The sequence below is a fragment of the Bacillus sp. SG20033 genome (assembly GCF_044570195.1).
Lineage (GTDB): Bacteria > Bacillota > Bacilli > Bacillales > Bacillaceae > Bacillus > Bacillus subtilis.
In genome coordinates this window covers 1,421,731-1,445,666 of sequence record NZ_CP172606.1, presented here as the reverse complement: position 1 = coordinate 1,445,666, position 23,936 = coordinate 1,421,731, and the positions used below count along the sequence as shown (strand labels likewise).

23 protein-coding genes are annotated in these 23,936 nt (G+C 45.5%); 6 read left to right on the top strand and 17 right to left on the bottom strand.

All coding sequences use genetic code 11. The features are described 5' to 3' along the window. Window positions 1-55: 55 nt before the first annotated feature. Window positions 56-787, bottom strand: coding sequence for a DUF421 domain-containing protein (locus ACFVP7_RS07720; RefSeq protein WP_015715759.1), 732 nt, complete (start codon window positions 785-787; stop codon window positions 56-58). Between the two features lie 148 nt (window positions 788-935). Between ACFVP7_RS07720 and ACFVP7_RS07715 the strand changes: the two genes are divergently transcribed. Continuing rightward, entirely contained in the window at window positions 936-1,160 is a 225-nt protein-coding gene (locus ACFVP7_RS07715) for a hypothetical protein (protein ID WP_032725555.1), read from the top strand. 76 nt (window positions 1,161-1,236) lie between these two features. Here ACFVP7_RS07715 and hmpA read toward each other — a convergent pair whose 3' ends face one another. Together hmpA and ACFVP7_RS07705 are read right to left on the bottom strand one after the other, a co-directional pair. Next, a complete protein-coding gene (gene hmpA, locus ACFVP7_RS07710; RefSeq protein ID WP_396583258.1) occupies window positions 1,237-2,448 on the bottom strand; it encodes an NO-inducible flavohemoprotein in 1,212 nt (403 codons plus the stop codon). Between the two features lie 227 nt (window positions 2,449-2,675). Next, window positions 2,676-3,194, bottom strand: coding sequence for an acyl-CoA thioesterase (locus ACFVP7_RS07705; protein WP_003232595.1), 519 nt, complete (start codon window positions 3,192-3,194; stop codon window positions 2,676-2,678). 159 nt (window positions 3,195-3,353) lie between these two features. On the opposite strand from ACFVP7_RS07705, the gene ACFVP7_RS07700 reads away from it, so the two are divergent. Together ACFVP7_RS07700 and pgl are read left to right on the top strand one after the other, a co-directional pair. Beyond that, window positions 3,354-4,214, top strand: coding sequence for a dimethylarginine dimethylaminohydrolase family protein (locus ACFVP7_RS07700; RefSeq protein WP_003232597.1), 861 nt, complete (start codon window positions 3,354-3,356; stop codon window positions 4,212-4,214). Between the two features lie 89 nt (window positions 4,215-4,303). After that, entirely contained in the window at window positions 4,304-5,353 is a 1,050-nt protein-coding gene (gene pgl / locus ACFVP7_RS07695; RefSeq protein ID WP_396583137.1) for a 6-phosphogluconolactonase, read from the top strand. 36 nt (window positions 5,354-5,389) lie between these two features. Here pgl and ACFVP7_RS07690 read toward each other — a convergent pair whose 3' ends face one another. From ACFVP7_RS07690 to proG, 10 genes are all read right to left on the bottom strand, one after another. After that, window positions 5,390-6,379 carry an ABC transporter ATP-binding protein gene (locus ACFVP7_RS07690; protein ID WP_396583136.1) on the bottom strand — a complete coding sequence of 330 codons (990 nt, stop codon included), beginning with the start codon at window positions 6,377-6,379 and terminating at the stop codon, window positions 5,390-5,392. A gap of 12 nt (window positions 6,380-6,391) precedes the next feature. Next, the gene (gene eepC, locus ACFVP7_RS07685) at window positions 6,392-7,282 is read right to left on the bottom strand and encodes a gamma-D-glutamyl-L-lysine dipeptidyl-peptidase (RefSeq protein ID WP_396583135.1); all 891 of its coding nucleotides are present in this window, start codon (window positions 7,280-7,282) and stop codon (window positions 6,392-6,394) included. Beyond that, entirely contained in the window at window positions 7,279-8,379 is a 1,101-nt protein-coding gene (gene ykfB, locus ACFVP7_RS07680) for an L-Ala-D/L-Glu epimerase (protein WP_338733423.1), read from the bottom strand. Before ykfB ends, eepC begins: the two co-directional genes overlap by 4 nt. Further along, window positions 8,376-9,335, bottom strand: a complete 960-nt coding sequence (locus ACFVP7_RS07675; RefSeq protein ID WP_338733421.1) for an LD-carboxypeptidase — start codon at window positions 9,333-9,335, stop codon at window positions 8,376-8,378. The genes ykfB and ACFVP7_RS07675 overlap by 4 nt, the downstream gene beginning before the upstream one ends. 87 nt (window positions 9,336-9,422) lie before the next feature. Next, complete coding sequence (gene dppE / locus ACFVP7_RS07670) at window positions 9,423-11,072, bottom strand: dipeptide ABC transporter substrate-binding protein DppE (protein ID WP_080031043.1); 1,650 nt, start codon at window positions 11,070-11,072, stop codon at window positions 9,423-9,425. 2 nt (window positions 11,073-11,074) lie between these two features. After that, complete coding sequence (dppD, locus tag ACFVP7_RS07665; protein ID WP_338733419.1) at window positions 11,075-12,082, bottom strand: dipeptide ABC transporter ATP-binding subunit DppD; 1,008 nt, start codon at window positions 12,080-12,082, stop codon at window positions 11,075-11,077. A 4-nt stretch (window positions 12,083-12,086) separates the two neighbouring features. Next, window positions 12,087-13,049 (bottom strand): dipeptide ABC transporter permease DppC, encoded by a 963-nt coding sequence (gene dppC / locus ACFVP7_RS07660; RefSeq protein ID WP_014476568.1) that lies wholly within the window; start codon window positions 13,047-13,049, stop codon window positions 12,087-12,089. A 5-nt stretch (window positions 13,050-13,054) separates the two neighbouring features. Next, complete coding sequence (gene dppB / locus ACFVP7_RS07655) at window positions 13,055-13,981, bottom strand: dipeptide ABC transporter permease DppB (RefSeq protein WP_003245446.1); 927 nt, start codon at window positions 13,979-13,981, stop codon at window positions 13,055-13,057. Between the two features lie 16 nt (window positions 13,982-13,997). Next, window positions 13,998-14,822, bottom strand: coding sequence for a D-aminopeptidase DppA (gene dppA / locus ACFVP7_RS07650; RefSeq protein ID WP_014479576.1), 825 nt, complete (start codon window positions 14,820-14,822; stop codon window positions 13,998-14,000). Between the two features lie 128 nt (window positions 14,823-14,950). Continuing rightward, window positions 14,951-15,769 (bottom strand): pyrroline-5-carboxylate reductase ProG, encoded by an 819-nt coding sequence (gene proG / locus ACFVP7_RS07645; RefSeq protein WP_124073163.1) that lies wholly within the window; start codon window positions 15,767-15,769, stop codon window positions 14,951-14,953. A 168-nt stretch (window positions 15,770-15,937) separates the two neighbouring features. Between proG and htrA the strand changes: the two genes are divergently transcribed. Continuing rightward, entirely contained in the window at window positions 15,938-17,296 is a 1,359-nt protein-coding gene (htrA, locus tag ACFVP7_RS07640; protein ID WP_041344803.1) for a serine protease HtrA, read from the top strand. Between the two features lie 157 nt (window positions 17,297-17,453). Beyond that, window positions 17,454-17,630 (top strand): hypothetical protein, encoded by a 177-nt coding sequence (locus tag ACFVP7_RS07635; RefSeq protein ID WP_032680700.1) that lies wholly within the window; start codon window positions 17,454-17,456, stop codon window positions 17,628-17,630. A gap of 183 nt (window positions 17,631-17,813) precedes the next feature. On the opposite strand, the gene ACFVP7_RS07630 is transcribed toward ACFVP7_RS07635, so the two are convergent. From ACFVP7_RS07630 to ACFVP7_RS07615, 4 genes are all read right to left on the bottom strand, one after another. After that, a complete protein-coding gene (locus ACFVP7_RS07630) occupies window positions 17,814-18,785 on the bottom strand; it encodes a glycosyltransferase family 2 protein (RefSeq protein WP_338733409.1) in 972 nt (323 codons plus the stop codon). A gap of 11 nt (window positions 18,786-18,796) precedes the next feature. Then, window positions 18,797-20,944, bottom strand: coding sequence for a glycosyltransferase family 39 protein (locus ACFVP7_RS07625; protein WP_338733408.1), 2,148 nt, complete (start codon window positions 20,942-20,944; stop codon window positions 18,797-18,799). Between the two features lie 7 nt (window positions 20,945-20,951). Next, entirely contained in the window at window positions 20,952-21,098 is a 147-nt protein-coding gene (locus ACFVP7_RS07620) for a hypothetical protein (RefSeq protein ID WP_003244977.1), read from the bottom strand. A 100-nt stretch (window positions 21,099-21,198) separates the two neighbouring features. After that, window positions 21,199-22,149, bottom strand: a complete 951-nt coding sequence (locus tag ACFVP7_RS07615) for a ring-cleaving dioxygenase (protein ID WP_124059769.1) — start codon at window positions 22,147-22,149, stop codon at window positions 21,199-21,201. 387 nt (window positions 22,150-22,536) lie between these two features. Here ACFVP7_RS07615 and steT point away from each other — a divergent pair, with 387 nt between their 5' ends. Then, on the top strand, window positions 22,537-23,853 hold the full coding sequence (steT, locus tag ACFVP7_RS07610; RefSeq protein ID WP_085186195.1) for a serine/threonine exchanger: 1,317 nt from the start codon (window positions 22,537-22,539) through the stop codon (window positions 23,851-23,853). Window positions 23,854-23,936: the final 83 nt, after the last annotated feature.

The window sequence follows — 23,936 nt, the reverse complement described above, 5'->3', positions numbered from 1 at the left end:
AAACAAAAATTCCCTTTAAAAAAGAAAAAAGCTCTCATTACAAGAGAGAGCCATCTTAATTGTTATTTCCCGGTTTATATAAGTAAGGATCATGCTGCGGTTCATTAGCGGTATTTAAATCAAGGGATATATCACCGCGTGCATTCATCGTGCCAAGGGTAATCGAAGACAGCAGTTTGGGGCTGTACCCTTTTTCCTCAAGCTTCTCAAACAGCCAGGATCGGTTTTTTTGGAGATATTTCAAATTATGATCAAGGATTTCGCCATCCAGTATGAGCGGAATCGGGATAAAATTCCGTTCAGCTTCCATATTCAAATCCCGCACCTGCACCGCTCTCGCTTCCTCTTTCGGGATGACGCTTACTTCTCCCGTTTCTTCAATGATAGCAAGATCAATGTCAGCCGGGTCGGCATAGCCCTTTTCCCTCAGCTTTCCAAGCAGCTCATTAACAGTCAGCCTTTCTTTACGAAGGCCGCGTTCATCAATATCCCCGTTTCGGATTAGGACAGTCGGGCTCACGACTAGGAGCCATCGCCATTTATTAGATAAAGAGAGCTTGCTCATGATAAGATAAAGCACCAAAAAAGCACCCGCATAATAAATTGACATCGGCAGCTTGGATGTAAGGATCGGCTCACTGATAATGGTTCCGATTGCGAAGGTCAAAAGCAGATCAAAATTGTTCATTTGTGACACAGCTTTTTTACCGGCAAGCCGAAACAAAATATATGCAATCGAAAATACGATAACTGGCTTCAGTAAAAATACCCATACCATCCATAACACCGATCTTTACCTCCATCCGCTGGTCATATTGAGCCTATTGTGCCCCGTGGCAGGCCCGCTATGCATCAGTGTCTAAATAGGCGAACGTGCACATCGCCTGAACATAACATAATAGAAAGTGACACCGATTGGAGGTGCAATACGCAATATGAAAAATCAGAAGTCGAATACCCATTGGCCCTTTGATCTGCCATTGGCTCCCCAACCCGCGGGCTACCAGCAGCAAACAATCGACAGGCTGGCCGGTTTGGAGCTAAGGATGGAGCAACTAATTAGAGCGATTGAGGTAAACAATGAATTGCTGAGAACAATGCAAGAACAGCAAAACCGTGTATGCACAAATGGCGGCGGGTCTGTGATTGTCCGAATGTAGAAACCGGCGCTTGTCTACCTTCTTATATCTCAATAAAAAACTCTTCTCTGAAAGGAGAAGAGTTTCATGTATGTGTTCAAACGGACTGCGCCAAACTTAATTGCGGACCGAATAGCTCGTAATGGATAGACTCCGGCGCTGATCCGAGCGCTGATACAAGCTTATGCATTGCCGTAATAAACGACGGTGAACCGCAAATATAGTAATCCGCATCTGTGTTGGCAATCAGTTCTTTGAGGAATTGCTGATCAATCTGTCCTTCATGAAAATGCAGATCACCTGCACGGTCTTCCTCTGTCGGCTCGCGATACACAAATGCTGTTTTAACAGCAGAATGTTTTGCTGCTTCTTCTACTTCATGGCGCAATGCATGATATTCACTGTTTTTCGCCGCATGAATGAACAGAATTTGCCGTTCAGGCTGTTTGGAAACAGATGTTTTCAACATGCTGATCATTGGTGTAATGCCAACTCCGGCACTGATCAAAACAAGATCTTTTTGTGATGCAGGATCTAAAACAAAGTCCCCTGCCGGCGCGCTGATCTCTATTGAATTTCCCTCCTGCAGCCCATCGTGTAAGTAGGAAGACACGACACCATCTTTCTTCACTGAAATTCGATAATAGTCTTTTCCCGGCATATCAGACAGGCTGTACTGGCGGATATGCGTATATTCAGAATCAGGAATCCGCACTTTGATGCTGATATATTGACCTGCTTGGAATTCAGGTAACGGCTTGCCGTCTTCCGGTTTCAAATAGAAGGATGTAATTTCTTTGCTTTCCCGCTCTTTTTTTGCGATAGCGAATGGCTTATACTCCTTCCACCCGCCAGCTTGCTCTTCCGCCTGTTCATACATGTCTTTTTCAATTCCGATGAACGCGTCAGCAATGACTCCGTACGCTTTTTCCCATGCCTGCATAATGTCAGGAGTTGCAGCGTCTCCCAATACATCTTTAATCGCAATCAGCAAATATTTACCGACGATTGGGTAGTGCTCAGGCTTAATTCCGATACTGCGGTGCTTGTGGCCGATTTGTTTGACAACCGGAATAATATTTCCTAACTGATCAATATTCGCCGCAGCTGCAATAACGGCATTTGCCAATGCAGTTCGCTGTGTTTTTTTCTTTTGGTTTGTTTGGTTAAAAATGTTCAAAAGCTCTGTATGGTCTTGAAACATTCGATCGTAAAAACGGCCAGTGATTGTTTCACCATGCTGTTGCAATACGGGTACAGTGCTTTTAATAATTTCGATTGTTTTGTTATCTAACATTGTATAAACAATCCTTTCGAAAAGATGTATTTAGAATATATCTTTAAAATACATGATCTCACGATTAAAAGATATATCTAAAATGAATCTTTTATAAAGTTGTCACAAAATTATCAATTTAACATGACATTTGTTGCTTTTTTATAGAATCCCCTAGCAAAAACGGACTAACCATTGTAATAATCACCATTGAAATTACAAAAAAAAACCCAAAACAACTTATGTTTTGGGTTTAACGTTCACCAAGGCTTATCAGTTCCGAGCGCATTTGCAAGCGCCTGGCTGTGCTTCTTGCGGTTCTTTCGTTCATTAGCGCGCTGTACTGCTGTATTATGAAGCATGATTTCTTCTTCTGTTTCCGGTACAACTCTCGGTACAGGCACCGGCTTGCCATTTGAATCTAATGCGACAAATGTCAAAAAGGATGTGGCAGCGAGTTCCCGTTCGCCAGTCATCAAATGTTCCTTAATAACTTTCACAAATACTTCCATAGAAGATGTGCCGACCCATGTCACATATGACTCTAGGCAGACAGAATCCTTTTGCCCGATCGGCTTTAAAAAATCTACAGAATCCATTGAAGCTGTTACCGTTTCACGTCTGCAATGGCGCGCCGCTGAAATAGAGGCAATGTCGTCTATGTAGCTCATTAATTTTCCGCCAAACAGCGTATTATGGTTGTTCGTGTCAAGCGGGAACACCCTGCTGGTTTTCACAACCTTTGACTCTTTACAAAATCTTGTTTCCGGTGTTTCCATACCTTTCTCCCCTTTGATGTCTGATCTTTTAGCTAAATGCACTTATATTCTCCTATTAAACAATATTCTCTTCCATTTGTCTAAAATTTAAAATGGTTTAATGATTTTCATGATGAGGGAATAATAAATGTATTCTTCACACTTTAGGAGGAAAAACAAATGGACGTATCCATCCCGAAATCTCAGCACAAAACGGTATGCCGAACGGAATACGGCACACTTCAGAAAGTGATCTTATGCAAACCTGAGCACATGACCATAAAAGATGTTATAAACGAAACACAAAAACATTTTGAAGATGACAATATTCATGTAAAAACCGCAAACGACCAGCACAGCCGCTTAGTGGAGGCACTTAGGTCACACAACGTTGAGGTCGTCCTTTTGCCCGTTCGCGACGGACTACCAGAGCAGGTTTTTACTAGGGATATAGGATTTGTCATCGGAGAAAAAGCCTTTCTGTCGAGCATGACTGAACCGATTCGCCAAGGAGAAGAAGCCGTTATAAAAGATTTTTTTCACAGCCAAGGTATCTCTTACACCCGCATGCTTGATACGAGTATTGAAGGCGGAGACGTCATTATCGATGATGACATTGTCTATGTCGGAATCAGCCAGCGCACCGACATTTCAGCTATCGGCCAGCTGGAAGAGGCACTTCCTGAGTATACGATCGTTCCAGTGAAGCTGCATGAAAAATTTTTGCATTTGGACTGCGTATTTAACATTGTATCTGAAAGCGAAGCGTTAATTTATCCACAGGCCATTGAGCCAGATGCAGCCGATATGCTGGCAAAACGTTATGATCTTATTGAGGTGCCCGAGGACGAACAATTTACGCTTGGCACCAACGTCCTTTCAATCGGGAAAAAAACGATCATCAGTCTCCCTGGCAACCGCCATGTCAATCAACAGCTATCGAAAAGAGGCTATCACATTATCGAAATTGACCTGTCAGAAATTATTAAATCAGGCGGCTCCTTCAGGTGCTGTACAATGCCGCTGATTCGAGGCGAATGAAGAATCTTCCCCTTTTTCATGTTTTGAACAGCTTATTTTATCAAGATACGTTAATATAGAGGTGACATCATTTTTAAGGGGGAAATCGCATGACAAAATACATAGGATATGTGGGAACATATACAAAAGGCGGAAGCGAAGGAATTTATTCATTTGAGCTTGATACTGAGAAAAAAGCACTCAGCGAGCCAAAGCTGGCCGCTAAGCTGGGAAACCCGACATATGTGGCGCCGAATAAAAACAACACCATCCTTTATTCCATCGAAAAAGCAGACGGCCAAGGCGGAGTTGCTGCCTATCAAATCGATAAAAACAGCGGCGAATTGACATTTCTGAATCATCAGTTAATTGATGGCCCTTCGCCATGCCACGTAAGCGTTGATGATCAAAATCAATTCGTACTGACTGCCAATTATCACAGCGGGAAGGTACACGTTTTTCCGGTTCAGGAAGACGGCAGCTTGCAATCACCTGTTTCAGAGGCCGCTCACACAGGAAAAGGGCCGCACGAAAGACAAGAAAAACCGCATACACACTACGCGGGGTTCACACCTGAACACAATTATGTGGTAGCGGTTGATTTAGGTATAGATAAGCTGTACACCTATAAGCTGAAAGACGGCGTATTGACTGAATCCGGAAGCCATTCCTTCGCTCCCGGTGCAGGACCTCGCCATATCGCTTTTCATCCGAAAGAAAAATACGCTTATGTCATGACAGAATTAAGCAATGAAGTGATTGCGCTTGAATACAACCCGACAGCCGGCGAATTTAGAGAAATCCAAGTCGTTTCTGCCATCCCTGATGATTTTACAGATAACAGCCAGGGAAGCGCAATTCATGTCACGCAGGACGGACGTTTTGTTTATGTCGCAAACCGCGGCCATGACAGTATCGCCGTATTTGAAGTGAATCAATATTCAGGAGAGCTGGCTTTCGTAGAAAGAGTGTCGACAGAAGGAAACTGGCCTCGTGACTTTGTATTTGACCCAACGGAAGGCTTCCTCGTTGCTACAAATGAAGAAACAGGCAACCTTGTCTTGTTTGAAAGAGACAAAGAAACCGGCCGATTGACACTCCTCCCATCAACGGTTTCTGTCCCTTACCCGGTTTGTGTAAAGTTTTTACATCAAGTATAAACAAATGGAGTGGCTCTAAGGAGCCACTCTTTTTGTTTATCTCACTTTTTCTTTCATTTCAGCATTTCGATATAAGTGGCAAGCGACAAAACGGCCGGGTTCGATTTCTTGAAGCTGGGGACGAGATTCTCCACATTCAGCCATCGCCTCCGGACAACGGGTCCGAAACACGCAGCCGCTCGGCGGATTGACCGGGCTCGGCAGCTCCCCTTTCAAGAGAATACGCTCACGCTTGTCCTCCAATTCGGGATCCGGAATCGGAATCGAGGACAAAAGCGCCTTTGTATAGGGATGAAGCGGTTCACGATACAAGGTGCCGCTCTCTGTAATTTCCATCATGTGTCCTAAGTACATCACACCGATCCTGTCACTGATATGCTTCACCATCGAAAGATCATGGGCAATGAATAAAAACGTTAGCCCTTTCTCTTTTTGAAGCCGCTTCAGCAGGTTGACCACCTGTGCTTGAACAGAGACATCAAGTGCAGAAATCGGTTCGTCTGCAACGATAAATTCAGGATTCAGTGACAGTGCTCTGGCAATCCCAATCCTCTGTCTTTGTCCACCGCTGAATTCATGGGGATAACGGCTGCTAAAATCAGGATGAAGCCCTACTGCCTCAAGCAGCTCGTCCACGACGAGAAGCCGTGCTTTATGGGTATTGTAGAGATTGTGAATCTCCATCGGCTCCAAAATAATTTCTCGAACGGTCATGCGCGGGTTAAGTGAAGCATAGGGGTCCTGAAAAATCATTTGCAGTTTGCGGTTGAAGGCAAACTGCTCTTTTTCACTCAGCGCATGAAGATTTGTGCCGCAGTATGTCACGCTTCCTTCTGTCGGCTGATAAAGGCGCATCAGCACTCTCCCCAAGGTTGATTTCCCGCACCCTGATTCCCCGACTAGCCCGAACGTTTCTCCTTCACGAATCTGAAAGGTGACCCCATCGACGGCTTTGACTGTCCGCTTTTTCCCTGCGTCAAAATGCATTTTTAGCTGGCTGACCTCTAACAAAGGCAGTGGCGTCATTTGTCTCCCTCCTTATTCTGAAAAACAGCGGCGCACCGCACAAAGTTCTTTTTCATAGATTGTCTCTGTTAATGTAAGGATTTCGATTGATTTCCCTGTCTTTGGAGAATGCAGCATTTTCCCGCCGCCTACATACAGACCGACGTGATGAATCGCTCCTTTTCCTTCCTCATAAGCAAAAAACAGCAGATCACCGGCTTTCATATCATCAAGCGGGACACCCTTCCCCGCCTTAGCCTGATCTCCCGCATCACGGGGGATGCTGTATCCATTCGCCTTAAATATACTGTACATAAAACCGGAGCAATCAAATCCAAACCCGCTGATCCCTCCCCATAGGTAGGGAAGGCCGAGAAAAAAAGCTCCCGTTTGAATGATGTCTTCAGCAGTCCCTTTCTGTTTGCTGACAGGCACTGCATCACTTTGCTTCACAAACCTATCTCCCAAAACAGTCGAAACCTTAAAATATCCGTTTTCTTCTGCAATGAGGGGGAGAACTGTCAAAAAGCTCAATTCGATCTCCTTTTCTCCATTGCTTTTGTATAAAAAGGCAGCAGGTTTGCTGATCATCACATCGTGTTGTGAATGGATGGGCATAGATTTTTCCAGCTGGTTCTTTTTCATCCAGCCTGGGTATCCGCGCGGATCCTTTCGGGATGGCTGGCTAGGCACGATCACAGAAACCCATTTCCCCTGTTCCGCTGTCACAAGTACTTTTTCGCCAAAGAGAACCTGAGTTTGGATTACATTGTCTGTACATAATCCAAGCCGTTCATCATACGTCATGCGCTCCAGCCAGTCTCTGATCATTACAGTCGGTTGAAGCATGAATTGATCAGACGGGCGCGGTGAATCAGGCGCTGTCCAGATGTTGGCCACTGCTGATATGACAGTGTGCATCATTGCTCTTTTTCCCCTTTCAAAAGCGCAGCCCCGGTGATTCCGAGGCCCGGTTTGCCAGGCATCGAAATCGTGCTGCCGCTATATGTTATGCCGCCATTGAATACATCTGTTTTCAGCATCAGCGGCGCGTCAAAATCAAAGCGTGTGATGTTTCTCTTGCTTGCCGCAAAATGCGCCGCGGCCGTAATGCCCAGCTTCGTTTCGATCATGCTGCCGACCATACACTCCACCCCGCAGGCCTCCGCCATGGCATTAATTTTCTCTGCTCCGCTGATGCCGCCCGCTTTCATCAATTTAATATTGATCAAGTCTGCGCTCCGGGTTTGCAGAACTTCGAACGCCTGGCGCGGTGTAAAAACACTTTCATCAGCCATAATCGGCGTATCTGTTGCATCTGTCACCTTTTTAAGCCCAGCGAGATCATCTTTATGGACCGGCTGCTCGACAAGCTCAATGCCTAGACCCGCATCCTCCATTTTCCGAATGGCAGTTACCGCTTCCTTCGGCCTCCACCCCTGATTAGCGTCTAAACGCAGTTTCACAGCTGATCCGACACGTTTTCTGATTTCCTGGATACGGGCGATATCTGTTGCAATATCATCTTTTCCGACCTTTATTTTCAGCGTTTGAAAGCCTTGTTTGAGATAATTCTCGGCATCAGCTGCCATCTCTTCAGGTGAGTTGACACTGACGGTATAATCTGTTTCCAGCGTATCTCGATATCCGCCAAGCATTTGATAAAGCGGCAGCCCGCACATCTGCGCCCAGCCATCGTATAGCGCCATTTCTACAGCAGCCTTCGCGCTCATATTTCCTGTAAGAAGATGCTGGATGTCGTGTAGAATGGCCTCATAGCCCGCCAGGCTTTTTCCAAGCAATGCCGGTTTCAACACATGGTGAATGGTACTTTCAATGCTATCCATGCTGTCTCCTGTAATCACTAACGTCGGGGGTGCTTCTCCCCATCCGACTGCACCGCTCTCATAAGTAATCCTTACTATGACTGATTCAGCCGTATACACAGTGCGAAGCGCAGTTTTAAACGGCTTTGTCAGCGGAACGGCGATTCGGCTTGTTTCGATTCGAATGATTTTCATGTCTTCAGCGCCCCTTCTGAAACGCCTGCCTCTATTACGACTGTTTTTTCTGCTGTATTCATAACAGCTTTCGCACCGATCGGAACGGCAATACTTGGCGAGCAGTGGCCGATTTTAAATCCTCTCAGAGCAGGCCTGCCCGCAGAAATAATATAGTCTTCCAGCACCTGCTCAAGCGAGAGAGACTTCTCTCGCTTCACCGGGACACAATTGTGAAAATCACAAACTAGAATTCCCGCCGCCTCCGTCAGCTTCCCCGCCATTTTCAACTGATTCAGCATTCGGTCGATTTGATAAGGCTCCTCGTCAATATCTTCAATAAACAGAAGCTTTCCTCTCGTATCAATTTCAAATGGCGTGCCCAGTGTAGACGTCAGCAAAGACAGATTTCCCCCGACAAGCTCGCCTTCCGCTTTTCCAGGAACAAGCTCGGTCAGCGGAGAAAGCTCTTCTGTATAGGTGAATTCCGTCTCCTGGAAGAGCTGCTTATATGACGCTTTTGTCAGCGGGTGAACGTCGTCAAGGCCAATATCCGTGCTGAGCATCGGGCCATGGAAGGTGACAAGACCTGTGTTTTGATGAATGGCAGTATGTAAAAACGTAATATCGCTGTATCCCCAAAAGATTTTAGGGTGTTTGCGGATCAAGCTGAAATCAATGCCCGCGGCGATACGTCCTGTCCCAAAACCCCCGCATGCGCACAACACTGCTTTTACCTCCTCGTCTCTGAACATCTCATGGAGATCCGCCAGCCGCTCATCATCCTGTCCCGCTAAATAGCCGTGCTGGTTTTTCAGTGCCTTGCCCAACTTAACCTGAAGACCGAGCTCTTCTAAAAATAAAAGCGCGGTGTCAAGCTTTTTTGGATCCGGCGGACTTGCAGGCGCGATCACTCCGACTGTATCACCCTTTTTCAGCGCTTTCGGCTTGTAATTCAACGAAAACACTCCTTTCATTTGCTCTGCACCCTACGTATACGTGCAAGAAAGAGAAAAAATACCGCTCCTTCGCATAAAGAAGCAGTATTTCCTCAATCGCCGCCATCAGTTTTTATCTGCCCATTTTAAATCGATATAGCCGACAGGGTGACGGACAATTCCTTTTACTTGTTCATTTTGCAGGTGAACCTGATTATAAAAATAAACCGGAATGACCGGCGCTTCATTGATGAGCAGCTCTTCAGCTTGATGCATAAGAGAGAACCGTGTTTTTTCATCGGCTTCATTTTTCGCCTGTTTGATCAGCTGATCGTATTCTTTATTGGCCCAGCCTGTGCGGTTCATCGAATTTCCCGTTTGAAAGGCTTCCAGAAAACTGATAGGGTCTGCATAATCAGGCAAAAATGAGCTTTGAGAGAATTGGAATTTCAGCGCTTTTTGATCCTCTAAAAATACGTTCCATTCCATATTGGCCAGCTTCACATCGACTCCAAGGCTATTTTTCAATTTTTGCTGAATAGCTTCGGCAATCTTTTTATGCTCCGGCTTTGTGCTGTAAGTAAGCGTGATCGCAGGAAGCTTATTATAGTTTTCTTCCTTCATGCCCTTTTCGAGCAGCTGCTTCGCTTTGCTTTCGTTAGGCTTGATCAGGTCTCCGCCTGCTTCACGGAAATCTTTGCCGTCAGGCTGCGTAAACCCAGGCGATACAAAGGCGTGCGCCGGTTTTTCATTATTTTTCGTGACGTACTTTACAATTTCCTCTTGATCCACAGCCATCGCAAAGGCTTTTCTGATGTTTTCATTTTGAAACGGCTCCATGTTGACATTAAATCGATAGAAATAGAGACCCGCCTGGTCAACAATATTGACGTTATCCTGATCAAGCAGCTGATCACTCAGCTCAGCAGGGACATAAGCGGTATCAAGTTCCCCTGATTGAAACATCTGGTAATCTGTATTTCTGTCACTGACCATCGCCCATTTCACCTTATCAAGCTTCACTGTATCTTTATCCCAATACGTGTCGCTTTTCTCCATTGTGATGCTGTCATCATGCTTCCATTCCGTCAGCTTAAACGGGCCGTTTCCGACAAATGTATCCGCCTCAGCAAACCACTTTGGATTGTCTTTATCGACCTTTTCATTTACCGGAAAATACGCAGGATTGGACACAACGCTCAGAAAATATTTTTGCGGTGCTTCCAATGTAACTTCAAGGGTTCGATCATCCTTTGCCGTCACCTTCACATCGTCTTTTTTCCCTTTCCCGCTGTTATATGCTTCGCCGCCTTCAATAAAATAACCTAGGAATGCTGATGAAGCGCCTTTTTTCGGATCAAGCATTCGCTTCCACGCGTATTCGAAGTCTCCGGCTGTTACAGGATCTCCGTTTGTCCATTTCGCATTTTCCCGAATCGTAAATGTGTAAGTTTTTTTATCTTTCGAAACAGACCATTTCTCCGCCATTGCCGGCTCGGGCTCATGATCTTTGCCAAGACGCGTCAGCCCCTCCATGATGTTATTTAACGGCTGCCATGACACATTATTAAAGCCGATCGGCGGATCGAATGAAGTCGGTTCATTTTCATTATTTACATACAGCACCTTTTCTCCGCTGGTTTTTGCCTTATCATGACTGCCTTCTTTTCCGGCCTGTTCATTTGCTGTGCACCCCATCAGCGCAAACGAAAGTCCTAATGCAAGACCCATGCCCCATAGCTTTTTCACTCGTTTCATCCTCTTCCCCCTTTTCATGTTCAATCCTTCGCATCTCCTGACAGCACCGCATGCTCTGCTCGTTGATCCTGCAGCCAGCAGTTGACGGTGTGCGAGTCAGATCTGATCGTCTGGCCCGGGTACACCCTGTCACACACAACCATCCTGTTCGGACAGCGGGCGGCAAACGGGCAGCCCGGCGGAGGCGAAAATAAATCCGGCGGCGTTCCGTCGATTGGGATCAGCTCAGCGCCATCTAAATCCAGCCGCGGGACAGAACCCAGCAGTCCTTTTGTATAAGGGTGCTGCGGCTGATAAAAAATATCTTTTCTCGTGCCGATTTCCGCCATTTTCCCGGCATACATGACTGCGACTCTGTCAGCTACCTGGGCAACGACCCCTAAATCATGTGTAATCAGAATGACAGACACATTTGTTTTTCTCTGAATCTCTTTAAACAGCTCTAAAATCTGTGCCTGAATGGTTACATCCAGGGCGGTGGTCGGTTCATCCGCAATTAAGATGTCAGGCTCGCAAATCAGCGCCATCGCAATGACAATCCGCTGTCTCATGCCGCCGCTGAATTGGTGGGGATATTGCTTTAGGCGCTCTTCGGGATCTGGAATACCAACCAATGACAGCATGGAAAGCACCTCTTTCCGCGCCGCTTTTTTGCTCGTTTTTTTGTGGCGCAATAGCGCTTCCCCCAGCTGGTCGCCGACAGTCAGCGTAGGGTTTAACGCCGTCATCGGGTCTTGAAAAATCATAGAAATGTCGGCTCCCCTTATACCTCTCATTTCTTTGTCAGAGAGACGGCAAAGGTCTTTGTTTTTAAATAGAATGCTGCCGTCTGTCACCTTCGCCGAATAAGGCGGAAGCAGGCCCATGATGCTTTGGGAGGTCACGCTTTTGCCGCAGCCGGATTCGCCGACGATCGCAAAGGTTTCTCCTTTATACAAATCAAAGCTCACCCCTCTGACCGCCTGAACCGTCCCGCCGTAAGTCGTAAAAGACACGTGCAGATTTTGGACTGACAGAACTTTTTTCATACAGCTACCTCCTCAGCTTAGGGTCAAGCGCATCCTGCAATCCGTCCCCCAGCACATTAAACGCGTACATCGTCAGAGATATGAAAAAGGCCGGAAAAAACAGGCGCCACCAATGCCCAGATAAAATCGTAGGCAGGCCGTCATTCGCCATCACGCCCCAACTTGCAAACGGAGCCTGTATGCCGAGGCCGAGAAAGCTTAAAAATGATTCTGCGAATATGGCGGCAGGTACGGTTAATGTCATTTGTACGATGATCGCTCCCATAGTATTCGGCAGCAAATTCTTCCGGATGATGCGAAAGGTTTTCGCGCCAAAGGTTTTCGAGGCGAGTACATATTCATAATTTTTAATCTGAAGCACCTGGCCTCTTACAATTCTCGCCATGCCGACCCACCCGGTCACAGTAAGCGCCACAATAATAGTGCCCAGTCCCGGCCCCATGAGCACCATCAGCAAAATGACAACAAGCAGGTACGGCAGCCCGTACAGCACTTCGATAATCCGCATCATAATGCTGTCAATCCTGCCGCCTTTATAGCCGGCAACGCCTCCGTAAATGACACCGATCAAAAAATCAATCAGTGCTGCCATCACGCCGACAAACAACGAGATTCTCGCGCCATACCATGTTCGGGTAAACACATCCCGGCCGAGTTCATCGGTGCCGAACCAATGATCGGCTGAGGGCGGAAGATTTTGTTCTGTCAGCGATTGGCGTACGACACTATGGGGCGATAAAAAGGGCCCGATAACTGCCATGACAAAAAGAAATAAAAGAATAAAGAGTCCGGCCATCGCTAATTTATTTTTTTTCAGCCTCCTCCAGGCATCCTGCGTGTATGACAAACTCGGCCGCTTGACCGAATCGGCTTCCCGATTTTTTTCCTGATTCGAGACAAACCACTCATCAGGCACCTGATTGTGCTGTTCTGGCTGGCGTTCATCCGTTTGTACAGGGAGATTCACACGCTTCACCCTTTCTTATGCAGTTTAATGCGCGGGTCTAAGAGACCGTAGGCCAAATCGACCAAAAACAGCATGATAATCAGAATGACGCTGTAAAAAACGGTCGTTCCCATAATCACGGGGTAGTCCCGCTGATTAATGCTTTCAACAAAATATTTTCCCATTCCCGGAATGGCAAAGATTTTTTCAATGACAAAGCTTCCTGTTAAGATGCTGGCGACGAGTGTGCCCAGGACGGTAATGACGGGCATGAGTGCATTTCTGAGTGCGTGTTTTACGATAATTTTGAACGGAGAAAGCCCTTTTGCTTTTGCTGTGCGGATATAGTCCTGTGTCAGAACTTCGACCATGCTCGAGCGTGTCAGCCTGGCAATGATCGCCATTGGCCCTACAGCAAGCGCTGCGGTCGGAAGCACCATATGAATCGGGCTCGTCCATGTCGCAGCGGGAAATAGTTTGAGATTGACAGCAAATTGCTGAATGAGCAATGTTGCCAGAATAAAATTCGGGATGGAGATGCCGAGTACTGCAAGACTCATCGCGGCGTAGTCCAAAAAGCCATTGCGGCGGAGTGCAGCGATTACGCCCAGCACCAGCCCAGAAATCACAGCAATGACAATCGCTGTCATCCCAAGCTCAAAGGAAACGGGAAATCCGCGTTCCAGCATATCATTTACACTGTCCGACGGTTTTTTAATTGAAGGTCCGAAATCGAATGTAATGATGGATTTTAAGTAGAAAATGTATTGGAAAATGAGAGGATCGTCTAAGTGATAGTAGGCTTCGAGATTTTTTTGAACGGCTTCATTTGTGCCTCTCTCCTCGTTAAAAGGAGATCCGGGAATGACCTTCATGAGAACAAAAGTCAGGGTGGTAATCACCAAAATCGTAGCTGCCATTGCCCAAAAACGCTTTATCATGTATCGCGCCAAAGCCTAAAACACCCCTTTAGCAGAATGATGTCCGCATCGCAAGCTCAGTCATGACAAGCATCGCCTGATAGGCTTCAAGCATGTCCTTCGCCTGAAATTGAACGGTTGTAGTTCCCGTCTTGATTTCCGTTCCCGGCATCAGATTCGCCCATTCTGCTTGGCCATAATTGGCGAATTCAATGCTCAGAACCGGCCTGTCAGGCGGTGTGAGCGGCTTGACTTTGTCCTTGTTTTGCAGGGCAAACGCAGTTTTTTCTGTCAACAGCCGTCCGGCTTTCGCAGGCGACAAGCACTTCACTGCGGATCTTGAAATGGTTTGTTTGACTGCGGCTGTCGTCACGTTCGGGATAAGCTCTTCTGCTTCCTTCGCCGCCCGGTCATCCCCGGCTACCATTAATACCGGGACATCATAATAACCGGCAACGTATGCATTTAATCCAAGCTCACCGACAGGCCGATCGTTTATGTAAAAATGACGGACACCGAAAATCATGCTGTGTGACATGACACCGGGAGTCGAGGCTCTCGCATGATAACCGAGAAACAAAGCGCCTGTAAACGTATCATCCAGTCCCTCCACCATTGAAAATGGTTTGACGTCACCAGAAATCAAGTCTGCTTCAGGGTGAAGCTTTTCAACCATCAGATTATTCATCTTCGAATGACTGTCATTGACCAGCACCTCGGTACACCCGCTGTTAAACGCTTCAGCAATACAGTAGTTTGCTTCTTCAGTCATGATAAGCCGTCCGCGTTCATAATTCCGCTTGCCGGAATCCACAAAGGTATCGTCCGGAAGACCCGAAATACCTTCCATATCTACTGACATGTACAATTTCATAACGCTCCTCCTTTTTTACTAAATTATGAATATTCTAACAAATTATATTAAAAAAAGAGGAAAAATGCAATATAACTGGGAAAAATCTCAATCATTCAGTGATAAAAAAAGAATCCTCTTTCAAGGATTCATGTTTGTTTACCAACCTGTTCTGTAAGCAGTTCATATTTTTTCAGGGTTCTTTCAAACACCTCATCAAAAACGTCCGGCACAGAGGCGTGTATCACCTCAGCTCCCTCTCCCGTTATTCCGCCTTTGGTTGCAACACGTTCCAGCGTCTCCTCGAAAGACATATTTTTTTCGATCAGCATCTTGCCAGTTCCGTATAGCGAATGAATCAGAAAATCAAAGGCTTCTTCTTTGGACAGGCTGCTGTTTCTGACGGCAGACAGTGCCAGTTCTTCAAAGATTGCAGCTATGAATCCCGGTGCCGAGCTCGTTAAATTGCTGGCTACATCTAAATTCGATTCTTTGATTTCCCGTACACGGCTGAAAACCGATAACAATTCATTCAGACGTTCTTTTTTCTCTGCAGCCAGTGCTTCACTGTGAACGACAAGTGAGATGCCGGCTTCTGCTTCGGACGTAATGGCAGGAATAACACGTGAGATACCCGCTTCTGTTTCTGCCTCCAAAAGACGCAGCGGCACACCGGCAGCTATGGATACGATGTGAGTATATTTGTTCACATACGGGTGCAGACGGCGCATTGTTTCGATGACATGGAGCGGCGGGACGCATATCAAAATCAATTGGCACGTATTTGCCCAATTCTCCAACGGATCAGCCGATACGTTTGGATAATCTGACATGAGTGCCCGCAGCCGCTCCCCCTTCGTTCTCGTCTCAATAAATAGCTCATTCTCTTTTATTTGTTCATGTTTCAACAGCTGTCTGGCGATCATATCCGCCATGCTGCCATATCCAATCAATCCAATCTGTTCCATCGACTCAGTCCTTTCATATACAATATGAAGTGTACCGTTTTCCGCACTTTTTCACAATTTCCCATAATCTTTTCATTTTTATCCCACAGTTTTTGTTTATGATAAACTCAAGTCATAAACCTATCAATATAAATAGACATGTGAAAATAGAGAAACGGAGTGAACATGATGGATAACTATCGTGATGAAAACAGAACGAAAGGTAATGAGAATGAGGTCTTTTTAACGAAAGAGAACGATCAGAGCGCCTCCTACTCGGCCCGCAATGTCATTCATGATCAGGAGAAGAAAAAACGAGGATTCGGATGGTTCAGACCGTTGCTTGGCGGAGTGATCGGCGGCAGTCTCGCCCTTGGCATTTACACGTTTACACCGCTTGGCGACCATGATTCTCAGGACACTGCAAAACAATCATCCAGCCAGCAGCAAACGCAATCTGTTACAGCAACAAGCACCTCCTCTGAATCTAAAAAAAGCTCATCAAGCTCAAGCAGCTCATCTGCATTCAAGAGCGAGGACTCTTCTAAAATCTCAGATATGGTAGAAGACCTTTCACCAGCGATTGTCGGTATTACAAATCTTCAGGCACAATCAAACAGCTCTTTGTTCGGCTCTAGTTCTTCTGATTCCAGCGAAGATACAGAAAGCGGTTCAGGGTCAGGTGTCATTTTCAAAAAAGAGAATGGCAAGGCTTATATCATTACAAATAACCACGTCGTAGAAGGGGCATCATCACTGAAGGTATCTTTATATGACGGCACTGAGGTTACTGCAAAGCTGGTAGGCAGTGACTCGTTAACTGATTTAGCCGTCCTCCAAATCAGTGATGACCACGTCACAAAAGTGGCAAACTTCGGTGATTCATCTGATCTCAGAACAGGCGAGACCGTTATTGCGATTGGGGATCCGCTTGGAAAAGATCTGTCCCGCACAGTAACACAAGGAATTGTAAGCGGCGTGGACAGAACGGTTTCAATGTCTACATCAGCCGGCGAAACGAGCATTAACGTCATTCAGACAGACGCAGCAATTAATCCAGGTAACAGCGGCGGTCCTTTGTTAAATACAGACGGCAAAATTGTCGGCATTAACAGTATGAAAATCAGTGAGGATGATGTTGAGGGTATCGGATTCGCCATTCCAAGCAATGACGTAAAACCGATTGCTGAAGAATTGCTGTCTAAAGGACAAATTGAACGTCCATATATCGGTGTCAGCATGCTTGATCTAGAGCAAGTGCCGCAAAATTACCAAGAAGGCACACTCGGCCTGTTCGGCAGCCAGCTGAATAAAGGCGTTTACATCCGTGAGGTCGCTTCAGGCTCTCCTGCTGAAAAGGCCGGATTAAAAGCGGAGGATATTATCATCGGCCTAAAAGGTAAAGAAATTGATACAGGCAGTGAATTGCGCAATATCTTATATAAAGACGCAAAGATCGGTGATACCGTTGAAGTGAAAATTCTCCGAAACGGCAAAGAAATGACGAAAAAAATTAAACTGGATCAAAAAGAAGAGAAAACTTCGTAAGACATAATGCCTCAGGCCGCAAAAGCGGTCTGAGGCTTTTTATTAGATAAAAGACCTAATTGTTCTATGAAACTTTCTGACGAGATATCCGTATATCATACAGATTGACATCATTCTCATCAGATGCTAGAAACATCGTTTGCTAGGAGGCATGAACATGAAAACCGTGGGACTGAGTATGATCTGCGCAGGATTGGCTTTTCTTTTGCTGAGCTTTCTTCTCTCTGAATCGACGTTGACGTGGGGAATTGTATTGGGTACCAGTATTCTATTAAACATAACTGGTACGGCTCTAATCATGCGTTTCTTAAAAGCCCCCCAATATAACAGCTGACATGCAGCAAAGCCGAGGACGAAATCTTTAAGTTTTGCTGTTTTTATTTCAGCATGACTGAACCGCAGTACAAGCTCACAATCTCTTCTTTACCCAATCTCCATATATCTATCAGCATCTTTTGCTTTAGATCGTGCTCAGAGCATAAAAACCCCCTGTCCGTAACGGACAGGGGGTTTGAGGTTATGACATATGCTGGTCTCTATAGAGTCTTTTATTTTCAATTCCATACGATTTTTGGACGATGTAAAGCGGCCTGTCTTTGGCTTCATCGTAGATTCTGCCGATATATTCGCCGATCACGCCCAAAATCAGAAGGACAATGCCGCTGAACAGGAGCTGGATCACAATAAGTGATGACCAGCCGGTAATCGTGCTGTCTGTGAATAGCTTCAGATACAGCACGATAAACATATACAGAAATCCAGCACCTGACATTAAAGTCCCCGCATAGCTTGCCAGCTTCAGCGGTTTATGTGAAAATGTCGTGATGCCGTCCATTGACAGCTTCAGCATTTTCTTGAGCGGGTACTTTGTTTCTCCGGCAAGCCTTTCATCACGTACATACTCGACCGCTGTCTGTTTAAAGCCCACCCAGCTGACTAGCCCTCTGACAAATGGATTTTTTTCTTTTAATCTCTTCATTTCATCACAGACTTTTCTGTCCATGAGGCGAAAATCCCCCGTATCAATCGGGATATCAATATCTGTCATACCGCTGAGAAGCCGGTAAAACATAGCCGCGGTTTGTTTTTTGAAAAAGGTTTCCCCTTTTCGTTTAGTCCGTACGGCGTACACGACCTCATAGCCTTCCTTCCACTTTTCAATCATTTCTAAAATCAGTTCAGGAGGGTCCTGCAAATCGGCGTCAATGACGACGATTGCATTCCCCTGTGCATAATCCATACCCGCCGTAATGGCGATCTGATGTCCAAAATTCCTTGAAAAATCAATAATTTTCACTCTCGGATCGATCAGGCTGTGCTCTCTTAAAATCTCAATACTGCGGTCTTTGCTGCCATCATTGACAAAAAGCAGCTCGTAGTTTTCCTTCGTTTGATCCATGACCTCTTTTAAGCGCTGATAGGTTTCATGAATGACAAGCTCTTCATTATACACAGGTACAACAATTGAATATTGAATATGTCTGCTCATGTTTTTGCCTCCTATTCATCAGCATGTAGTTCGTATAATGTTGCTGACTGATTCATTCCGCCAGGTCCGCCCATTTTGCCGTTTTCACCTGAAGCCTTGCTGCTTGATGTATCAGCTGAATCAGTATTTTCTGTTTTTTGATCAGAACTTGATTGCCATTTTTCTGATGCTACTTCTTTTCCATTTTTCTCAACCCATTCAACAATGTCATTGTTTCCGCCTCTTCCCATTCCAGAAGCCAAGAAGTATTTCACTTTTCCTTCTTTTACAAGTTTTTTGAATTGAGTCAGTGTGATCGCCGGGTCAGAACCGCTGTATCCGCCAATAGCCATGACAGCTTTTTTCGTTTTAATGATATATGGTGCCGCTGTGTTCGAATCGGTTGTGGCGAATAGGTATTCAGCTCCGGAGTTATTCTCCTCTAGATATTTGATCAGTTTTTCATTTACAGTCGCATCAGACATTCCCATGCCTTTTCCGCTCATTGATGCGAGCTGAGGGCCTGTTTCAGGCAGTGAGCTGTTGCCTCCGTACAGAAGTGGCGTACTTGCCCAATAAATCGGCATCACCAGCAATGCGAGGAGAGCTGCAAGTGAAACATAATAACTGAACGGTTTTTGGCGCTGTTTAAACAGCAGCAAAGCAATCGCTGACAACACGCCGATAACACCTACCCCGATACTCCATCCAACACCGATTTGATCGTTGTAGTTTCTGAGAATAAACAATTCAAATCCAGTTGTCGCAATAATTGCTCCTGGCAAAAGCCATGCTTTCCAGCCTGTCTGATTGCGATACAGATGAACAAGGGCAACCCATCCCGCACCAACAAGAGCCGCAATCGGCGGTGCCAGCATGATGAGATAATAATGATGGAAAAATTCTGCGACACTGAAGAATCCGGCAATCGGTACAAACCACGCAACCCAGAACACCGTTTCCTTCTGCTCTATAGATAATCTTCTTCTTTCTCTCGCGCCTGCGATCAGTAAGCCTGCGATTCCAAATATCGCAAATGGCAGAAGCCAGCTGATTTGATCAGATAACTCTGTTTGGAAAAGCCGCAGTGGACCAGGTGTTCCCGTTCCAAACATCCCTGAACCTGATTGCATTTTCGAACCGGTTCCTGTACCGCCTTTCCCTCCGTCTCCGCCAGGTCCGCCTTGGCCGCCATCTCCGCCGCTTGGAGGGCTTCCTTGACCGCCGCTTGGCATTTGGCCATTGGATGGAGGTGCCGTCATATTGCCATTTGAGGATTTACCATCGCTTGATGAGCTGCTGCCTGATGACTGATTAGGCGGTGCTTGAGTGTTATCAGAAGAAGACATTTCTTTTGAAGCGTCTTTGTTTGGCGCACCCTGGCCGCCGGAATTTTGGCCTGTCAGCCGCTGAATCCCGTTATATCCGAAAGCCAATTCCAAAACAGAGTTGGTCTGACTGCTTCCGATATAAGGCCGCTTGCTTGCAGGGATATTGTCAACAATGAGCGGCCACGATAACGAAACGGCTGCTAATACGGCTAACGCACTTACCAATGAAACGATTTTTTTCTTGATTGTGGCGTTTGCCGCAATCAGATAGAACAATAAGAAAGCCGGTAAAATCATGTAAGCCTGCAGCATTTTTGTATTGAAACCTACTCCAACAACGAAAAATGCTGCTAACAGCCAGATCAGCTTTCCTTTTCTGATCGCTTTAAAGAGAAGCCATGTAGCAAGCAATAAGAAAAATACCAGTAATGCATCAACATTGTTTGTACGTGCTACAGCTACAGCAATCGGTGTACATGCCATGATGAAAGAGGCAATTCTTGCTGCTGTCTTACCGAATGTCGGTTTTATTAACAGATACATTAAAAGGACAGAACCTACACCAGCAAGTGCCTGAGGCAGGATGACGCTCCAGCCGTGCATACCGAATATAAGTGCGCTGATGGTTTGTATCTGGAACGTAATAGGCGGTTTATCAACCGTTATAAACCCCGCCGCGTCGAATGAGGCATAGAAAAAATTATGAAAGCTTTGCATCATACTTGTGACTGCAGCGGTGTAATAAGGATTCACCGTATCATCATTCCAGATGTTATAGATATTTAAGAATGCAGATGCGAGCAAAATGAGGATGAGGAAAATATCCAGCTCGCGTTTTTTCTTTTCCACTTATTTTTCACTCCTTTTTGTCTAACTTGGAAATAGTGTAACAAGCAAATATGAATAAACTATTAATAAACAAAGACAATATTTTTGCCGAGGCCATTCCATACCAATCACCCATATTTGCAAAGGGTTTTAAGCCATTTCTCCCAATCAGCATCTGATATTTCCTCCCTAATAAGGCATGCTGTTTAGGTCAAAATTAATTATGGTAATAAAAAAAGCCCTCCGGCGGCGCCGGAAGGCAAATGAATCACAATTTATTGGATCGGTTTCAATTTCGCTTCAATTTCAGCTCTTCGATGCTCAAGATACGGCGGAAGAGCGATCGTTTGGCCAAGCTCATCAAGATTCTCATCTACCATAAAGCCCGGTCCGTCTGTTGATAACTCGAACAAAATGCCGTTCGGTTCTCTGAAATACAGCGCCTTGAAATAGTAGCGCTCCACAATGCCGGAATTGCTAAAGCCTTCCCGGCTGATGATCCGGTGCCACCCGGCAAGTTCTTCTTCATCTCTTACCCGAAATGCGACGTGGTGAACACTTCCTTTGCCTTGACGCTCGCGCGGAAGATCGTTTCTTTCTATTAAATGGATTTCCGTTGCAGCACCGCCTTCTCCTGATTCCAGAATAACGGCGGTTCCTTGCCCTTCGACTGGTTCACGGCTGATTTCTGTAAATCCAAGAATATTCGTCAATACGTGTAAGGTTGGTTCAGCATATGGCACAGTCAGTTCAATCGGCCCTAACCCGCGAAACGAAAATTCTTCCGGAATGCCGCTCTGTTTAACAGGCAGGCCATATCCTTTTCCTTCCTCATCAGCAGTCAGCACAAGTCGCTGCCCTTCATGATCTTGAAATGCCAATATGTCACGTCCAGCTCTTTTGGATATACCGCTGTGCGTTACTTGCTGCGCTTCAAAACGTTCTTTCCAGTAATGCAGGGCTTCTGTGCTTGGAACGCGCAATCCAATAGAAGAAATACTGTTTGTTCCCGCATGAAACGGTGCAATGCGGGGAATCTCGAAAAACGTCAGCTCAGTTCCCGGGTTTGCCACTTCATCTCCGTAGAACAGATGGTACATTGTCGGTTCATCCTGATTGACGGATTTTTTCACGAGCTTTAATCCTAATACTTTCTTATAGAAATCCAAGTTTTTTTGTGCGTCGGCCGTTAATGCCGATACGTGGTGAATGCCGTTAACTTTCATATGTGTCCCTCCAGGTTATTTTATCTCGATTTCGAGATATCATATCATAATTGTATATTTATTGTTCTAATAACAAAGTATTTTATTCGCATGAGAAAGTCAACATATCAGCTTCACCGAAGGTTCGTTCATTTTCTGAATTCTCACCTCCCCTCCGTACCGGCTAAAATCCTAATACAGAAAACACGAACTTTGCAAATAAAAATTATGAAGTTTATTCGTTTATAGATTGTTAAAACAGGCGTTTTTACAGTTTTATTTGCTGTACACAAAGCAAATTTCGAAAATCAGAAAATTTATTTTATTTCACTTTTCTAAAATAGGGTTTACAATATGAAAAAATAGATTCTTCAACATGAAGCTTCAACATCATAGGAGGTTAAGGACATGCATACTGAAGACAACGGTTTGAAAAAAGAGATAGGCCTCTTGTTTGCCCTTACTCTTGTCATCGGAACCATTATCGGTTCTGGTGTTTTTATGAAGCCCGGCGCTGTGCTTGCTTATTCAGGTGATTCAAAAATGGCGCTTTTCGCCTGGCTGTTAGGCGGTATTTTAACACTGGCGGGCGGTTTGACAATCGCGGAAATCGGAACGCAGATTCCAAAAACCGGCGGGCTTTATACGTACCTTGAAGAAGTGTACGGCGAGTTTTGGGGATTTTTGTGCGGCTGGGTGCAGATTATCATTTACGGCCCGGCGATTATTGGCGCGCTGGGTTTATATTTTGGATCTTTAATGGCGAATCTTTTCGGCTGGGGATCTGGACTATCAAAAGTCATTGGAATTATAGCAGTTCTCTTTTTATGCGTCATTAATATTATCGGTACAAAATACGGCGGTTTTGTCCAAACGCTGACAACGATCGGAAAACTGATTCCGATTGCCTGCATCATCATCTTTGGCCTTTGGAAAGGCGATCAGCACATCTTCACAGCAGTAAACGAAAGCATTTCTGATATGAACTTCGGGGCGGCTATTTTAGCTACGTTGTTTGCTTATGACGGATGGATTCTCCTTGCCGCTCTCGGCGGAGAAATGAAAAATCCCGAAAAGCTGCTGCCACGCGCTATGACGGGCGGATTATTAATTGTAACGGCGATCTATATTTTCATTAATTTTGCATTGCTTCACATCCTGTCAGCGAACGAAATTGTCACGCTTGGTGAAAATGCGACAAGCACCGCTGCAACCATGCTGTTCGGTTCAATTGGCGGAAAGCTGATCAGTGTAGGGATTATCGTCAGCATCTTTGGGTGCTTAAATGGAAAGGTGCTTTCTTTCCCGCGTGTTTCATTTGCAATGGCGGAACGCAAACAGCTTCCATTTGCTGAAAAACTGTCACATGTACACCCGTCGTTCCGCACACCATGGATTGCGATTTCTTTTCAAATTGCTTTGGCTTTGATTATGATGCTGATCAGCAACCCTGATAAGCTCTCAGAAATCTCCATTTTCATGATCTACATTTTTTATGTGATGGCCTTTTTTGCAGTGTTTATTCTCCGCAAGCGAGCAAAGGGAGAAAAGCGCGCCTACAGTGTTCCGCTTTATCCTTTTATGCCAATTCTGGCAATCGCGGGCTCCTTCTTTGTGTTAGGCAGCACACTCATTACAGATACAATGAGCTGCGGATTATCCATCCTCATCGGCCTTGCCGGACTGCCTGTTTATTACGGGATGAAAAAACGAAAAGCAAGCTGATAAAACGGTTCCCTTGTTTAGGGAACCGTTTTTTGGTGAAACAGAAGATAAAAGTTGACAGGAAAAACACAACTTTTGATATA

What these genes read in the sequence shown, in the direction of transcription:
- ACFVP7_RS07715 (WP_032725555.1), top strand. Translation starts at nt 936, where the DNA reads ATGAAAAATCAGAAGTCGAATACCCATTGGCCCTTTGATCTGCCATTG.
- ACFVP7_RS07705 (WP_003232595.1), bottom strand. Translation starts at nt 3,194, where the DNA reads ATGGAAACACCGGAAACAAGATTTTGTAAAGAGTCAAAGGTTGTGAAA.
- ACFVP7_RS07700 (WP_003232597.1), top strand. Translation starts at nt 3,354, where the DNA reads ATGGACGTATCCATCCCGAAATCTCAGCACAAAACGGTATGCCGAACG.
- pgl (WP_396583137.1), top strand. Translation starts at nt 4,304, where the DNA reads ATGACAAAATACATAGGATATGTGGGAACATATACAAAAGGCGGAAGC.
- ACFVP7_RS07690 (WP_396583136.1), bottom strand. Translation starts at nt 6,379, where the DNA reads ATGACGCCACTGCCTTTGTTAGAGGTCAGCCAGCTAAAAATGCATTTT.
- eepC (WP_396583135.1), bottom strand. Translation starts at nt 7,282, where the DNA reads ATGATGCACACTGTCATATCAGCAGTGGCCAACATCTGGACAGCGCCT.
- ykfB (WP_338733423.1), bottom strand. Translation starts at nt 8,379, where the DNA reads ATGAAAATCATTCGAATCGAAACAAGCCGAATCGCCGTTCCGCTGACA.
- ACFVP7_RS07675 (WP_338733421.1), bottom strand. Translation starts at nt 9,335, where the DNA reads ATGAAAGGAGTGTTTTCGTTGAATTACAAGCCGAAAGCGCTGAAAAAG.
- dppE (WP_080031043.1), bottom strand. Translation starts at nt 11,072, where the DNA reads ATGAAAAGGGGGAAGAGGATGAAACGAGTGAAAAAGCTATGGGGCATG.
- dppD (WP_338733419.1), bottom strand. Translation starts at nt 12,082, where the DNA reads ATGAAAAAAGTTCTGTCAGTCCAAAATCTGCACGTGTCTTTTACGACT.
- dppA (WP_014479576.1), bottom strand. Translation starts at nt 14,822, where the DNA reads ATGAAATTGTACATGTCAGTAGATATGGAAGGTATTTCGGGTCTTCCG.
- proG (WP_124073163.1), bottom strand. Translation starts at nt 15,769, where the DNA reads ATGGAACAGATTGGATTGATTGGATATGGCAGCATGGCGGATATGATC.
- htrA (WP_041344803.1), top strand. Translation starts at nt 15,938, where the DNA reads ATGGATAACTATCGTGATGAAAACAGAACGAAAGGTAATGAGAATGAG.
- ACFVP7_RS07635 (WP_032680700.1), top strand. Translation starts at nt 17,454, where the DNA reads ATGAAAACCGTGGGACTGAGTATGATCTGCGCAGGATTGGCTTTTCTT.
- ACFVP7_RS07630 (WP_338733409.1), bottom strand. Translation starts at nt 18,785, where the DNA reads ATGAGCAGACATATTCAATATTCAATTGTTGTACCTGTGTATAATGAA.
- ACFVP7_RS07620 (WP_003244977.1), bottom strand. Translation starts at nt 21,098, where the DNA reads ATGCTGATTGGGAGAAATGGCTTAAAACCCTTTGCAAATATGGGTGAT.
- ACFVP7_RS07615 (WP_124059769.1), bottom strand. Translation starts at nt 22,149, where the DNA reads ATGAAAGTTAACGGCATTCACCACGTATCGGCATTAACGGCCGACGCA.
- steT (WP_085186195.1), top strand. Translation starts at nt 22,537, where the DNA reads ATGCATACTGAAGACAACGGTTTGAAAAAAGAGATAGGCCTCTTGTTT.